Raw genomic sequence first — 15123 nt, forward strand, 5'->3', positions numbered from 1 at the left:
CAAAATCCACCATCAATTGTTTGCAAAAGTCACCAGAGGAGTAGCCGTGTAATTTCGTTTTACAACAATACCGCGGGTAATCGCGCAGTCAAACTGTTTCTTTCCTTCGTTGCTTCACCCATTAATGCATATCCGAGTAAATTCCCAGCATTGTCTTCATAGAACGCTTTAATGCCATGCTCATCTGCTTCCACCCTCCATGCACCGTTAATCCCAAAATCAGGCGGTGAAACAACGGTCGGGCATGACGGAGTTTTCACAATCACAGGCATTGCCGGATAATGAACAGGCGTAGCGTGTCCAGCAAGTGTTGCAGCCAGCGCCCGAGCTGCATGCGATATAGGCATCACGAACGGCAATACCTTTCCTTCAACCTCAGCACAATCACCCAAAGCATAGATATCATTTACCTGAGTTTGCAGCAACCTATTCACAACAATTCCTCGATTCACCGGAATCCCCGCTGCTGCCGCGAGATGAGTACGCGACCGCAATCCAACTGCTGATAAGACAACGTCCGACTCAATAGAGTTGCCATTTGCCAGAATCAAACGCAAATGTTCTTGCACTTGATCAATCGCGTTCGTTGAAGTGTTTAGATGAAAGACAACACCCACATTCTCAAGCCTTTTCTGCAAAAACGCCCCACTATCAGGAGGTAAAAGGCGCCCTAGGGGTTGTGTGCCAATATCAATAATATCCACGTGATGGCCGGTTAATGCCAAGTCATTTGCAAATTCACACCCGATTAAACCCGCTCCAATAATGCTTACTCTTTTTCTCTCATCCAATGCTGCGCGAAATTTTTTGTAATCATCCAAATCGTTAACCGTCAGCACTTTTTCTACACCACTGCCAGTTAACGGCAAACGAACTTGATCCGCACCTAAAGCTAAAACCAACCGGTCGTAAAAGACGCTCTCATCATCAGCCAAAATCAACTCTTTTTTTAGATGATCGAGCGCTTTCACACGACAGTAAGGACGTATCACAATTTTGAGTTGCGTCGCCATTTGAGTGGCGTCGCTATTCAATAGCATATCAGGGGTTTTTCCTGATGATAGAGCATTCGACAACATTGGTTTGGAATAAAAACCACCATGATCGGCTGACAACATTAATATTGGTATCTCGGCATCAAGCTTACGAAGTTCCCGTGCTACTCCATAGCCAGCCAAGCCACTTCCAACTATCACTATCTGATTGACCATTAACTTATTTTCCAAATATTCTAAATTCTCTAAATTTCTTACAAATCTCTAAGGAACCCGACTTTTAAGCCCCTTTATTCATCACTGCTCATTGAATGCTCACATAACGAATCAATGTGTCATCCATTAAATCACAAATTTTATATTGATAATTTTTTATCATTTCTTACTACACCACAAAAACAAAACACACTGGTTAATGGATATTAATCCAAAAAACCAGTGTGTTTTGTTTTTAAACCATTAAACTTGAATACACATCCACAATAGATAAGCATTCAAAGTTCAAAAGAAATTATTACCCTATTTATCCTCTCCACTGTTTTTAACCAGACTTTCCCGCCTCTGGGTATAGGCATCGCGAATAAATTCATATTTATCTAAAGCAGCTTCTTCAAGTGTCTTGTCTTGTTCAAGGAATTGCGCACGATTGTTAAATGTCCGAGCTGTTGCAACTGGGAAGCGTAATGCCGGTGAGTTAATATAACTGACATTATTCAAGAACACACCTGTCACCCCTTGTGTAACGGGATCCATGAAGAAGCTATCCACCGCCAGTCCGAATGTATCACGAGCCGAACTTGGTCCCAAGAAGGGCAATACAATATAAGGCCCGCTTGCGACTCCATAACGTCCCAAAGTTTGACCGAAATCCTCATTTCGTTTATTCAGATTAACATCACTGACCGCGCTGATATCACTTGCAATATCAATCAGACCAAATACTCCGAATGTTGTATTAACCAACAGTCTTGCGCTACTAGCCAGCGCACTTTCATAATTTAATTGCAACACGGAGTTGGTGATCACCACAACTTCATTGAGATTTGAGAAAAAATTCCCCACCATCAATTCCAGTGGATCCGGCATGATCCTCTTGTATTGCCTAACTGCCGGATCAAACACATTATCGTAGACCCTTTCGTTGAAATTAAAAACCGCGCGATTCATTGGCTCCAGAGGATCATAGGGACCATTTTGGTCATTCATCTTTGTTGAAGCGCAGCCACTTAAAAATAAGCCGGAAACAAGTATCGCAATAGCTTTGGAACGAAAAATATTAGTCATGTTCTTATTTCTTTTAGTAAAAATTTGGCAGATCTTGCCACATTTATAAAACGGGTTCAATAGGCTTAAATTTTAAGGCATTTTGAACCTTAAGCTGATTCACTCTTCTTTAATCTCAAAAATTTATTAGCATTTATTAAACCAAACATTAAGCATTATGTATATACGACAATGCGATTATGATACTTGATTAAATTATTAATACGTTAAATAACGCCGTAACACAATACCATTTTAGCCTCAAGACACTTCCATTCCATTATGCCTCAATAACGCGTCCAGTTCTGGTTCGCGTCCGCGAAAAGCAATAAATGACTCCAATGCAGAACGGCTGCCACCCACGGCAAGAATTTCCTCAAGAAAGTGAGAACCTGTTGAAGCATTGACCACACCATCGGCAGCAGTTTCTTCGAACATGCTATAGGCATCGGCCGATAGTACTTCCGCCCATTTATAACTGTAATAACCGGCCGCATAGCCTCCTGCAAAAATATGCGCAAAGCTGTTCGGAAAACGGTTAAAAGCTGGCGGGATAACCACCGCGACTTCACTACGGATATCATCGAGCAACTGCAGTACTGTCTTATCGACATGCGCTTTATACTCGAAATGCGCAAGCATATCAAACAGAGCAAACTCAATCTGCCGCAGCATTTGCAATCCACTTTGAAAGTTTTTTGCCTTCAGCATCTTATCGAACAACATTCTGGGCAGAGTTTCTCCGGTGTCAATATGCTGGGTCATTCCAACTAGCACATCCCATTCCCAGCAAAAATTCTCCATAAATTGGCTCGGCAATTCGACTGCATCCCATTCTACGCCATTGATACCGGATACCCCGAGATCTTCAACTTTCGTTAATAAATGATGCAATCCGTGTCCAAATTCGTGGAAAAGAACAATCACCTCCGCATGCGTGAATAATGCCGGACGCGATTGACCGTTTATTGCAACAGGCGCTGAGAAATTACACGTAAGATACGCAACGGGTATCTGTATCGATTGCTGCTCGGCCTCTTGTCCATCAATCCGTCTGCGTGTAATTGCATCATCCATCCAAGCTCCGCCACGCTTATTCGGGCGCGCATATAAATCCAAATAAAATTGACCGATTAATTGGCCATCAGCATCATGAATATCAAAAAACTTAACATCGGGGTGCCAGCATTGGATATTACGCGTAGGGTCCGCTTGGGTAATGCGGATACCATAGAGTTTTTCCACCACACTGAACATACCAGTTAACACCCTGTTTTCAGGAAAGTATTGTTTAACTTCTTGGTCAGAAAATACATAACGCTCTTCGCGAAGTTTCTCGCTAACATAAGCCAGATCCCAAGCTTCGAGTGTTGTCAGATTTAAGTTCTCCGCAGCAAATTCCTGCAGTGCTTGCAGATCCCGCATAGCGTGCGGTTTAGCCTTATCCGCCAATTTTCTCAAGAATTCTAGAACTTGCTGGGGAGACGTCGCCATTTTCGTAGCTAATGAAACTTCCGCATAATTTTTATAACCCAGCAATTGAGCCGCTTCCTGCCGGAGCTCCAATATTTTATTGATAAGCGGCATATTGTCTTTGCCTAGACCGGCTTGGTTATCAAATTCACTGGCTCGGGTTGCATACGCTCGATACATCTGCTCACGAAGCTTACGGTTATCCGCATATTGCATTACTGGCAGATAGGATGGCATATGTAAGGTAAATTTCCAGCCTTGCTTAGCATCCGCTGCCGCTAGTTGCTGCGCTGCTTCTAGCACATCTGCCGGAATACCTGCCACAGATTCTTCATCTTCAATGATCAATGAATATGCATTGGTAGCATCAAGCAAATTATCACTGAACTCGGAGGACAACTTCGACAATTCTTCCTGGATTTGCAAAAACCGCTGCTTTTTCTCCACCGACAATTCCGCACCACCCAAACGAAAATCTCTCAGCTCATTGTCTATGATTTTTTTGCGTGCCGGTGCTAGCTGTTGATATTCTTCGCTTGCTCGTAATTTCTTAAATTTTTCGAATAACAGCACATCTTGCGATAACTCGGCATAGAATTGCGTGATTGCTGGAAGATTAGCATTATAAACTTCACGTAATTGCGGACTATTCATGACCGCATTCAAGTGCGATACCTGTCCCCAGGCTCGGGATAATCGTTCATTAGCATTTACAATCGGCTGGACAAATGTTTGCCAAGTCGGGTTGCCGCTGTCCGTTTTTACTTTTTCGATTACTGCGCGATTTTCTGCTAACAGTATCTCAATGGCTGGCGTAATGTGCTCATTTCTAATATCAGCAAAATGCGGCAACCCGGAAAAATCTAACAAAGGATTTGACATAAGAGTTTCAACTACTCAGTTAATAACGAATGATTAATTTATTTGAGATTGCACAAAAGTGTGTCAGTTTTCATAAACAATTTGACCGTTCACCAAGGTATATTTAATAACCCCGGGCAATTCCATTCCCATGAACGGCGTATTTTTCCCCTGGCTCGAAATCGCGGGTGCAGTCACCTTCCAATACTGATCCTGATCGAAAATACAAATATCCGCAGCGCTTCCAACCGATAGATGACCGGCATCAATCCCCAATATTTGGGCTGGTTCGGAAGTAATCTTAGCTAATACTTTCGCTAACGGCCAACGCATTTCTTGACCCCATTTCAACGTAAGGGGCAACAGCAATTCCACTCCTGTCGCACCGACCTCGGATTGTCCAAATGGCAACAATTTCGCATCTTCATCAACCGGCGCATGATCCGAACAAATGGCATCGATAGTACCGGCCAACAGACCATAACGCAATGCATCCCGATCACTGGAGCTTCGCAACGGCGGCATCAGATGACAGTTGGAATCAAAAAACCCGATATCCATATCCGATAAATGTAGATGATTAATCGATACATCACATGTCACCGGCAATCCTTGTTGCTTCGCCACGCCTATCATTGCCAGGCCTTCGGCGCTGGAAATCCGGCACAAATGCACCCTCACACCTGTCTCTTTAGTCAGCAGAATAATATTGGAGATGGCGACAGTTTCGGCGCAAACCGGAATAGTCGGCAAGCCCAAACGGGTTGCAACCTCTCCGTCATGAGCGACACCGTCTCTCGTAAGACTGATATCTTGAGGGCGTAACCATACACTAAACCCGAATGTCGACGCATAGCGCATTGCCTGCATCAATACCCGCAAATTATCCAATAAACCATCCGGTTGTCCAAAAACCACACATCCGGCATCATTTAACTCGGCCATTTCTGTCAATCGTTCGCCCTTTAACCCTTGCGTCAAAGCACCAATCGGGTAAACATGCGCCTGATTCAAACTTTTCGCGCGATGTTTCAGCATTTCCACCAGACCGGGTTCATCCAGCGGCGGATCGGTATCCGGCGGGCAAGCAATACTGGTCACACCCCCGGCAACCGCTGCATTCATTTCGGACTCTAAAGTTGCCTTATACTCAAACCCGGGTTCGCGCAAACGCACGGACAAATCAACCAGCCCCGGACACACGATCAATGATTGCGCATCGATGACGCGATTCGCCTGAAATTCATGCGGCGCTGCACCGATGGTTAAAATTTTACCTTTGGATATGAACAGGTCTTGAATACCATCAACCCCATTCTTAGGATCAATCAGCCGTCCGTTTTTAATATGAATTTTCATCGTATAACGTTAAGCACCTGCCAAGATAGACATCACTGCCATGCGAACAGCAATGCCGAATGTCACCTGCGGCAAAATCACCGATTGCGCGCCGTCAGCGACAGCGGAATCGATCTCTACCCCACGATTCATCGGCCCGGGGTGCATCACAATAGCATCGCGCCGCGCTAGGGACAGTTTCTCCGGGGTCAATCCGTAATATTTGAAATATTCCTCAGCACTGGGTAAATTGGCGCCCTTCATCCGCTCATTTTGCAGGCGCAACATCATTAGCACATCGATATCCTTTAACCCTTTCGACATGTCATGGTAAACATGCACACCAAGACGCTCGACCATTTTCGGGAGCAATGTTTTTGGTGCAATTACACGCACTTCCGGCACCCCCAAAGTTGTCAACGCATGGATCTGCGAACGCGCTACCCTGGAATGCAGGATATCGCCGATTATCGCCACACGCAGGCTACGGAAATCTTGTTTATAACGGCGGATCGTGAACATGTCCAGTAACGCTTGCGTCGGATGTGCATGACTGCCATCACCCGCATTAATGACATGGATGTCCGAACGAACATGTTTTGCAATTAAATGGGCTGCGCCGCTCTGCGCATGCCGGACAACGAACATGTCGGCATTCATTGCCGAGAGGTTATTCACTGTATCGAGCAATGTTTCACCCTTCGATTGTGCCGATACCGCGATATTCAAATTGATGACATCCGCGGACAACCGCTTTGCAGCAATTTCAAATGTTGTTCGTGTACGTGTACTGGGTTCAAAAAACAGATTGAAGATCGATTTACCTCGAAGCAAAGGGATTTTTTTAACATCCCGCTCGGTCACGCCTACGAATGATTCCGCAGTATCCAGAATATTCAGCAAAATTGAAGCCGGCAAACCTTCCGTGGTCAGCAAATGCTGCAACACACCATGCTCATCCAACTGTGGGTTTCTATTAATCATTCAGGGAGGTTCTTATCGTATAGATCAAAACTCAACTTCCCGTTTTCATCACGCTTGAGCTCCAACATCTTATCCGCTGGCAATGCGAGCTCGATCCCGACATATTGCGCAGCAATCGGCAGTTCTCTGCCTCCGCGATCTACCAGAGCCGCCAAACTGATTGAGGCAGGGCGGCCATAATCGAATAGCTCGTTGATCGCTGCGCGAATCGTACGCCCGGTATTCAACACATCGTCCACCAGCAAAATGTGCGCCCCCTCAACTTCAAACGGTATTTCTGAAGGCTTCGTTTGTGAGTGCAAGCCGATCTTGTCAAAATCATCCCGGTAAAAAGATGCACTGAGTATGCCAAACGGCTTCGCAATAGCCAATTCCCGGTGCAACCGCTCCACCAGCCAGACACCGCCGGTGCGAATACCCACGAGTGAAAAATCTTTCGATTGATTCACCCGAATCTTTTGTGCAAAGCTTCTGAAAACTTCCTCAGCGTCTGGCAGTTGCATGTTGTTCATCAAAAAATGATTGCAGAATTTGTTGCGCAGAAAATTGATCCAAAAAAGGTTTTTGCTTTATTCCGAATATCCCGGCCGCATTTAAAGAAGCACTTGCGATTTCGCTGGTATACCGCTCATCAATCATAATCACTTTAATTTTAAATCGGCCTTCTAATCGGCGCGCAAAACGCTGACTAAGGTGCGTTAACTCATGTACGGTTCCGTCGCTATACACGGGCAATCCCACCACCAGCAACACAGGCTGCCAGGTTTCAATCAATGTTGCAATCTTGGCAAAGCGCCGCTCCGTCACTTCCGTGTCAATGGTCGATAACGGATTTGCCACACCTAGTGCCGTATTGCCTATCGCAACACCAATACGCTTCTTGCCAAAATCAAAAGCCAAAACGACCCCGTCAGACAATTGTTTCTCTGTTTGTTGATACTTGGTCAAACTTCGGGAAAAACAATCCGTCACCGTCACGACGAATTGTTATGCATGTCCGACTTCATTGGAGATATTCGCATCTTGAATCCCCAGCAACTGCATTGCTGCCGGCAGCCGTTCCTCCGATGGCAAGTCAAATAAAACATCAGCCGTGGCCGGTACGGTCAGCCATGCATTTTGCGCTAATTCATGCTCGATTTGGCCAGCAGCCCAGCCCGCATAGCCCATTGCTATAAGAACTTGATCCGGACCTTCTGCATTCGCAATCGCTTTCAAGATATCCAGGGATGTCGTCAACCCCACTTCCTTATTAACCACAAGCGTCGACTGCCAGTTTCCTATAGGATGATGCAACACAAATCCGCAATCCAATTGCACTGGACCACCGAACAACACCGGTATTGCTTCGGCTTGTGAAATGGTTTGCGGAATTCCGAGCTGTTTAAAAAGATTCACCAATGTTAAATCTGTAGGACGGTTGATGACAATACCGAGCGCTCCTTGTTCGTTATGCTCACAAATATAAGTCAATGTTTTGGAAAAGACAGTGTCCACCATTGTTGGCATCGCAATCAAAAAATGGTGTGTCAAATTGACATTTTTCATAGCAAAGACTCTAAATTGTGACGTGAATATTCACTGCCTAACTTCCCGTCTAAATCACGAAGTTAGCTTATACCCAATATGACGTATGAGTCATTACTTTTGATCCAAGTTTCATCGTAATTTTTATTGGGAGCGGCAATTCCGCCCCACCATAAGACAACGCCATTGTTGCGTGGCTCGCTTCATCAATTTTCATTTGCGCGACAATTGCACGGCTTTTTTCATCCTGATCGGGTAAACGTTGCAAATGTCCTGCCAAGTGTTCCCCTACTTGATGCTCGGTTTCCGCAAGAAACCCAAGATTCCATTTATCCCCGAGCAATCCAGCGATAACACCGATTGTAAACGATCCACCATACCATAATGGATTCAAAAAACTTTTACGGCCACCCAGCTCCGCAATCCGGCGTTCAGTCCATGCCAGATGTTCCGTTTCTTCTCTGGCTGCTTGCATCAAGGTCTGCTGCACCACTTCGTTTCGCGCCGTTAAACCTTGCCCTTGGTACAGTGCTTGAGCACAAACCTCACCAACATGATTAATCCGCATCAATGCACATGAAAGCCTTTTCTCAGCATCGGTCAAATCGGCTTCCGGCAAATTATTGCCGGGCACAGGCCGGGCGGTTTGAGCCGGGGTCAATAAAGTTCGCAAAGCACTATCAAAGCCAATGATTAATTTATCAATATTGATCATAATCTTTAAAATCCACGTAAGGAAAGAAAGGTTCTGCTGCGACACAAGATGGTTATTCAAGTATCTAGAATCTCTGAGATACCCCGACTAAAAATCTGTTTTTATTATAATTCCAAACCCATCTGTCTTGCCAGTAATGTAACCGAATGCAATACTTCAACTTCTATTCCATTTTCAAGCAATCCGTTTGCGATATGCATGCTGCAACCAACATTTGACGTTACCAAGTAGCGGACTCCACTCTCCTTGATCGCAGTTATCTTGTCATCGCGCAACATTTCTGAGATTTCCGGTTGATCTATAAAGTAAGTTCCGGCAGCACCGCAACATTGATCGTTATTGGCTAGCGGTTCTACTTGCACACCCGGTATGCGTTCGAGCAATTGATACGGATATCGCTGCCCATCGTGTACGTTACGAAGACTGCAAGGATCATGCACTAGAATCTTCTCCGCCAACGGGGTGATTTCAATGCGCTCCCATCCTTCACTAAATACAAGAAACTGACTGATGTCGACTATCCGGCCGTTGTGCTTGTCAACGCCAGACTCGATCAGTTGCGTTGCACATCCGGATGCCGTGCTGATAATAGCTTGAATATGGGAACCGGCAAAGGCAGTTTGATTGATTCTCGTAAATAAGCCGGCTTCATTGATCGCACCGCGATGCTGATGCAACGCACCACAGCAAGTCTGATCGTTGGGCACATGTACGGTATAACCCAAGTAATTCAACACAGCGATACTCGCATTTAATGTTGTAACATCCGTCAACCTTGCCACACAGCCTAAAAACAATCCAACCTCGCCGCGACAGTTTCCAATCGCGGGATATTGCTTCTGCCATTGATTCCCGATTGTAGCTTCGCCTTTTTTTACTGCCGCAAGCGGAAACTTTACCGGCGGAAGTTGCGACATCAATTTAAGCAACGTATTGTCCGCTAGAAATTCTATTTTTCTGGCCAACTGAAACCAGGCTTTTTCTTGTGCCAAAGAAAATAAGCGGCGCAAGTAATCCAGCCGAGCCGGATGGGATAGCAACAACCGCAAGAACCAATCTTGCAGACTCGTTCCTCCGCCTGAATTTTCAATTTTTGATTGCCGTATCAGATGCCGTGCTTCATCGATCAATACGCCATAACGAACATCATTCGGACAAACAGCCTCACATGCTCGGCATGTCAAGCACCGGTCCATATGCTGAATAAATTTCGAATTTAGCGGAATCCGGTCACTTGCAACCCCATTCATTAAAGCAATACGCCCGCGTGGAGAGTCGGCTTCCGATTTCAGCAATCGATAGGTTGGACAATGCGGCAAACATAATCCGCAAGATACACATCGATTGGATTCTTCAATAATTTTATTTTTTGTTATATCTTGAGACAATTAAACAATTCTTTTAGAAAATGGCTATTTATCGCAGTGTTATCTATCCTTGAAAACCAGAACATGATAACAACCAAAGGTATCTTATTACTTGTCAATTTTACAAAAATTATTGTAAAATAGAAGATTACATAACACTTTTGCTACAAAATTCTATGGTTATTATCAGATTGGCGCGCGGTGGTGCAAAGAAACGTCCTTTTTTTAACATGGTGGTTGCGAACTCACGTTCACGTCGTGATGGTCGATTTTTAGAACGTATTGGATTTTATAATCCCAGAGCAGCAGGTGGTGAAGAACCGCTGCGAGTTCAGTTGGATAGAATTGCGTACTGGCAATCGCAAGGTGCGCAATTATCGGCAACCGTATCCCGGCTCGTCAAACAATTTGTCGCCAATAAAGAAGCTTCCTCCAGCAACACCAACAAATAAGCCAACTGAATCGATGGTCATCATGGGCCACATCATGGGTCCATTTGGTGTATATGGTTGGATAAAGATAAATCCATACACGGAACTCATTGATGGTCTCATGGATTATTCAACCTGGTGGCTCGGCAACGATGATATAGAATGGCAACAAGTACATGTAACAGACGGCCATATTAATGGCCAAGTACTGGTAGCGCAACTAAGAGAATACTCTGATCGTACGCAAGCTACAAAACTTAAAGGATTGCAGGTTGCGATTCTGAGAAGCCAGTTACCAGCGCTTTCTCAAGACGGTACAGATGGTTATTACTGGTCTGATTTAATCGGGGTTGAAGTTATTAATTTAAAAGGTGAGCGGTTAGGTAACGTTGTCGGTTTGTTTGAAACGGGCGCCAACGATGTGTTACGTGTTCAAGCAGCTGATAGAGAACAAAAAGAAATCCTCATTCCTTTTATTGAGCAGTTTGTTATTGAAGTAAATCTGAAACTTTCCAGAATTACGGTTGATTGGGGCATGGATTATTAAGGTACCCGAATAATGCCTTTTGAATGCGATGTCATCACGTTATTTCCAGAAATGTTCGATGCCGTTACCAATTACGGTGTAACAGGAAAAGCTTTCAGAAACGGTATCATCAACCTTAATACCTGGAATCCGCGTAGCTTTGCATACGATAATCGTCATAGCGTAGATGACAGCCCCTACGGCGGAGGGCCAGGTATGGTGATGATGGCGCAGCCGTTGGAGGATGCCATTGTTCAGGCAAGAACGAGACAAACCGGATTAGGCATTTCGCAAACTGTAGTCGCTTATATGACGCCTCAGGGAAACCGGCTTGATCATCCTAAGGTTACAAAACTGAGCAGGATGCCGGGCCTGATTTTATTATGCGGCCGCTATGAGGGTATTGACGAACGTTTAATCAGCCGCCAAGTGGATATGGAAATCTCTATTGGTGATTATGTTGTTTCCGGCGGCGAGTTAGCCGCGATGGTTCTAATTGATTGTATCATTAGACAAATACCGGGTAGCTTAGGTGATCCGGAATCGGCAAATCAAGATTCATTCGTTGATGGATTACTGGATTTCCCGCATTACACGCGTCCTGAAGTATATAAAGATGATCATGTCCCTGAAATATTGATGTCTGGAAATCACGCGCAAATCCGGCGCTGGCGTTTGCAGCAGGCACTGGGTAGAACATGGTTAAAACGCCCGGATCTATTGGAGCGAAAATTAGAACAGTGCGGTATAACCTTAGACGAAAAAGAGTTGTTGGAAGAATTTAAACGGACTTGTAAATTTAGATAGAATCAGCTGAGAGGAGAAAGAAGGAAATGAATATTATTGAACAATTAGAAGCAGAAGAAATAAAACGCCTAAACAAAGAAATACCTGATTTCTCCCCGGGCGACACTATCATTGTCAACGTCAATGTGGTTGAAGGCGATCGCAAACGTGTACAAGCGTATGAAGGAGTTGTTATCGCGAAGCGCAATCGCGGCCTTAACTCAGCTTTTACAGTTCGCAAGATTTCAAGTGGAGAAGGCGTGGAGCGCACTTTTCAAACATATTCTCCATTAATATCAAGCATTGAAATCAAACGCCGTGGCGCCGTTCGCCGCGCAAAACTGTATTACTTGAGAGATCGCGCTGGTAAATCGGCCCGTATTCGCGAAAAACTTCCGGCCCGCCTTGGCAGTACCACCAATAGCGCACCAGTGGAACAAGATTCTGCTGCATCAGAATAAGTAATAGACCAAACAAACGCAGCAACAGCAGTAGAAAGCCAATCACATCAATAAAAAATCCCCGTCATTATTCCTAATAACTGACGGGGATTTGATAGTTAGCCGCTGTTCTTATCTTACTTGAGTAACTCCTTCACATTCTCGGGAGGCCGGCATAGTTTAGCCTGATCGCCCCGGACCACGATAGGGCGCTGCATCAAATCCGGATTCTCGACCATTGCTTTGATAATCTCGTCATCGGACGCCCCAGCTAAGTTACGCGCCGCGGGCTCGTCCTTACGGAGCACATCACGCACCGGCAAATTCAGTTTTTGAATAAGCTTGCGCAATTCCTCGACTGTTAAAGGAGCTTCATAATAATTAACAGAGTCAAATTCCTGGCCGCTTTCTTGTAACAAGGAAATGGTCGCCCTGCATTTACTGCAAGTAGGTTTCTGATAAATGACAATCTTTTCACTCATAGCAACGCAACTGATACAGAGAGATAGTAATAAAAAAGCATCTCTTTAATATTATTTAATACCGCATTCCGCCGAGATTGCTTTATAGGCCGCAGTCGATCCGCTCAACCCAAAAGTATCAACCGTGCTTGTTCCGCGCGCCGATGCCCCCTTAACTACCAGTGAATTACCGCGCTTGATCGCGTCCGTAATTTTATTGTCAGTGGCTTGATCAGGCGCCCAGGCTGAATCATCCTGTGTAAAAAGCCGGAAGCTTTGATTATTCACAGTTACAGTCGCATCGCTGCCCGGTTTATAGGGATAGCCGGCGATATAACTGAAAACATTCGTACTTTTTTCCGCAGGGCGGTGCGTAACCAGCGCATAAACATCACCACGTTTTGTGTAATTGCCTTCAGACTTTTTCGGCTGACTCACCATATAACAAACTTTACTATTGTTCTCCATGAACATATAGGCGGTCCAGTCGCCATGCTGTCCTAAAAGCTTCGGTTCGGCGGCTTGTATCGAACCAGAAAATGCTAAAACAGCACTCGCAAATATCAATTTTTTAAATTTCAGCTTCATTTTCTAATGGCCTTGAAAACTATATCGTTACGACTTCAGCAATTGACCGACTTAAGACGCCAGCCCTAAGTCCAACTTACCAGTCATGGGTAAGCAATGATCAACAGCCTTCCATTTTATATATGAAAAAACCATTTTTGTTAATTTCATCAATGACATTTGGGGGCGCGCTTTGGCTATGACAAAAGCTGCATTCCCTGCTCGTAACGACAGCATCACCTTCTCCGACCGTTGCAAGCCATTGTTTAGCGTATTCAACTGCTTTTTGATCATCTTTCACGGCAGTAAACACATCGAAGTGCATCGTATGCCCATCTTTTGCCTTTACATAGGTATCATAAACATGAATTTGCATAACATTCCTTCCAAATAAATAGATTGATAAATAAATCTTGTGCAGCGCTACGACATACCGCTCCGTGCATTTTTCATCCCCAACTATACCAATTAATACACCAAACTGCCAGGAGATATAGTCAGACTACCAATGCCTGAATTGTCTTCGAATCACCGCGCTTGCATGAAATCCGCGCGCTTGTTGAACCCAATTACCGGAACAAAGCAGGAAGACGATAACGGCGGATTTCTCCCTGGAAAATTCGGAAAAATTCTGAATGCGAGATAAAATGTAAGACAGATGGCTTGCTGTCCCCGAAACCGGCCAAAGTGATTTACGAGTACACCAAATGTAGCGGATCATTTTCCCAATCAACGATTCAATACTTTTCTCGAAAAAAATTTTACGATGATTGATGATGAACCTAACTCCGTTGATGGTTTTATGAAAAAATGGACCAATATCCTATTGCCGATCCCGGATTGGCTAAATATCTGGGTTGCGAACAACCCCACGCACTTTCCCACGATAGACCAGCGAATGGCATTGATAATCGATTTGGCAAAAATCAACGTGCAACAAGGGGGTGGCCCCTTTGCGGCGGCTGTTTTTGAATCTGCCACCGGAAAGCTGATAGCGCCGGGTGTCAATTGGGTTGTCCCGGGAAAATCCTCGCTGCTGCATGCCGAAATTATGGCGCTCGCTTTGGCTGAGCAATCGCTCGGCGATCATGAACTGGCTCAGTCTGGTGGATTTGAACTGATCACCAGCGTGGAACCTTGCTGTCAATGTCTGGGAGCTTTAATATGGGCTGGTGTCGCTTCGGTCGTTTGCGGCGCCCGCTCGGAGGATGCGCAGGCAATCGGATTTGACGAAGGTCCTCGTCCCGCAAATTGGATTCAGGAACTGCAGAGAAGAGGCATTGCTGTAACCACCGGAATCATGCGGCCGCAATCATTAGAAATATTACAAAGCTACACTGGAGAGCTTTACAACAGCCGTTTGCTGGGTTCAAATCCCAAGAACTGACG

The 15123-nt window shown here is 45.0% G+C and carries 18 protein-coding genes; 5 read left to right on the top strand and 13 right to left on the bottom strand.

All coding sequences use genetic code 11. From position 1 onward, the window contains the following. Nucleotides 1-59: 59 nt before the first annotated feature. From ACV7NC_RS08750 to ACV7NC_RS08795, 10 genes are all read right to left on the bottom strand, one after another. On the bottom strand, nucleotides 60-1211 hold the full coding sequence (locus ACV7NC_RS08750) for an FAD-dependent oxidoreductase (protein WP_458152141.1): 1152 nt from the start codon (nucleotides 1209-1211) through the stop codon (nucleotides 60-62). 303 nt (nucleotides 1212-1514) lie between these two features. Beyond that, nucleotides 1515-2279, bottom strand: coding sequence for an MlaA family lipoprotein (locus ACV7NC_RS08755; protein WP_458152142.1), 765 nt, complete (start codon nucleotides 2277-2279; stop codon nucleotides 1515-1517). Nucleotides 2280-2519: 240 nt separating this feature from the next. Further along, nucleotides 2520-4613 (bottom strand): M3 family metallopeptidase, encoded by a 2094-nt coding sequence (locus tag ACV7NC_RS08760; protein ID WP_458152143.1) that lies wholly within the window; start codon nucleotides 4611-4613, stop codon nucleotides 2520-2522. A 63-nt stretch (nucleotides 4614-4676) separates the two neighbouring features. Next, a complete protein-coding gene (locus ACV7NC_RS08765) occupies nucleotides 4677-5951 on the bottom strand; it encodes a dihydroorotase (protein ID WP_458152144.1) in 1275 nt (424 codons plus the stop codon). A 9-nt stretch (nucleotides 5952-5960) separates the two neighbouring features. After that, the gene (locus ACV7NC_RS08770; RefSeq protein ID WP_458152146.1) at nucleotides 5961-6914 is read right to left on the bottom strand and encodes an aspartate carbamoyltransferase catalytic subunit; all 954 of its coding nucleotides are present in this window, start codon (nucleotides 6912-6914) and stop codon (nucleotides 5961-5963) included. After that, the gene (gene pyrR / locus ACV7NC_RS08775; protein ID WP_458152147.1) at nucleotides 6911-7417 is read right to left on the bottom strand and encodes a bifunctional pyr operon transcriptional regulator/uracil phosphoribosyltransferase PyrR; all 507 of its coding nucleotides are present in this window, start codon (nucleotides 7415-7417) and stop codon (nucleotides 6911-6913) included. Before pyrR ends, ACV7NC_RS08770 begins: the two co-directional genes overlap by 4 nt. Continuing rightward, on the bottom strand, nucleotides 7398-7862 hold the full coding sequence (ruvX, locus tag ACV7NC_RS08780; RefSeq protein WP_458154891.1) for a Holliday junction resolvase RuvX: 465 nt from the start codon (nucleotides 7860-7862) through the stop codon (nucleotides 7398-7400). The genes pyrR and ruvX overlap by 20 nt, the downstream gene beginning before the upstream one ends. Before the next feature lie 39 nt (nucleotides 7863-7901). Next, nucleotides 7902-8462 (bottom strand): YqgE/AlgH family protein, encoded by a 561-nt coding sequence (locus tag ACV7NC_RS08785; RefSeq protein WP_458152148.1) that lies wholly within the window; start codon nucleotides 8460-8462, stop codon nucleotides 7902-7904. Nucleotides 8463-8529: 67 nt separating this feature from the next. After that, complete coding sequence (gene coq7 / locus ACV7NC_RS08790) at nucleotides 8530-9156, bottom strand: 2-polyprenyl-3-methyl-6-methoxy-1,4-benzoquinone monooxygenase (protein WP_458152149.1); 627 nt, start codon at nucleotides 9154-9156, stop codon at nucleotides 8530-8532. A 104-nt stretch (nucleotides 9157-9260) separates the two neighbouring features. Then, nucleotides 9261-10544: a (Fe-S)-binding protein gene (locus ACV7NC_RS08795; protein WP_458152150.1), complete on the bottom strand. Its 1284-nt coding sequence runs from the start codon at nucleotides 10542-10544 to the stop codon at nucleotides 9261-9263. 155 nt (nucleotides 10545-10699) lie between these two features. Here ACV7NC_RS08795 and rpsP point away from each other — a divergent pair, with 155 nt between their 5' ends. Genes rpsP through rplS form a run of 4 tightly spaced genes read left to right on the top strand, consistent with a single transcriptional unit; the run spans nucleotide 10700 to nucleotide 12727 of the window. Beyond that, the gene (gene rpsP, locus ACV7NC_RS08800) at nucleotides 10700-10975 is read left to right on the top strand and encodes a 30S ribosomal protein S16 (protein ID WP_458152151.1); all 276 of its coding nucleotides are present in this window, start codon (nucleotides 10700-10702) and stop codon (nucleotides 10973-10975) included. Between the two features lie 13 nt (nucleotides 10976-10988). Continuing rightward, on the top strand, nucleotides 10989-11501 hold the full coding sequence (gene rimM, locus ACV7NC_RS08805) for a ribosome maturation factor RimM (protein ID WP_458152152.1): 513 nt from the start codon (nucleotides 10989-10991) through the stop codon (nucleotides 11499-11501). Nucleotides 11502-11513: 12 nt separating this feature from the next. Beyond that, nucleotides 11514-12287 carry a tRNA (guanosine(37)-N1)-methyltransferase TrmD gene (trmD, locus tag ACV7NC_RS08810; RefSeq protein WP_458152154.1) on the top strand — a complete coding sequence of 258 codons (774 nt, stop codon included), beginning with the start codon at nucleotides 11514-11516 and terminating at the stop codon, nucleotides 12285-12287. A gap of 26 nt (nucleotides 12288-12313) precedes the next feature. Continuing rightward, the gene (gene rplS, locus ACV7NC_RS08815; RefSeq protein ID WP_458152155.1) at nucleotides 12314-12727 is read left to right on the top strand and encodes a 50S ribosomal protein L19; all 414 of its coding nucleotides are present in this window, start codon (nucleotides 12314-12316) and stop codon (nucleotides 12725-12727) included. Nucleotides 12728-12843: 116 nt separating this feature from the next. On the opposite strand, the gene ACV7NC_RS08820 is transcribed toward rplS, so the two are convergent. From ACV7NC_RS08820 to ACV7NC_RS08830, 3 genes are all read right to left on the bottom strand, one after another. Then, a complete protein-coding gene (locus ACV7NC_RS08820) occupies nucleotides 12844-13188 on the bottom strand; it encodes an arsenate reductase family protein (protein WP_458152156.1) in 345 nt (114 codons plus the stop codon). Nucleotides 13189-13239: 51 nt separating this feature from the next. After that, entirely contained in the window at nucleotides 13240-13755 is a 516-nt protein-coding gene (locus ACV7NC_RS08825; RefSeq protein WP_458152157.1) for an invasion associated locus B family protein, read from the bottom strand. A gap of 100 nt (nucleotides 13756-13855) precedes the next feature. Next, complete coding sequence (locus ACV7NC_RS08830) at nucleotides 13856-14110, bottom strand: DUF2024 family protein (RefSeq protein ID WP_458152158.1); 255 nt, start codon at nucleotides 14108-14110, stop codon at nucleotides 13856-13858. 390 nt (nucleotides 14111-14500) lie between these two features. Here ACV7NC_RS08830 and ACV7NC_RS08835 point away from each other — a divergent pair, with 390 nt between their 5' ends. Further along, entirely contained in the window at nucleotides 14501-15121 is a 621-nt protein-coding gene (locus tag ACV7NC_RS08835) for a nucleoside deaminase (protein WP_458152159.1), read from the top strand. Nucleotides 15122-15123: the final 2 nt, after the last annotated feature.

It is taken from the genome of Nitrosomonas limosa, assembly GCF_054188085.1.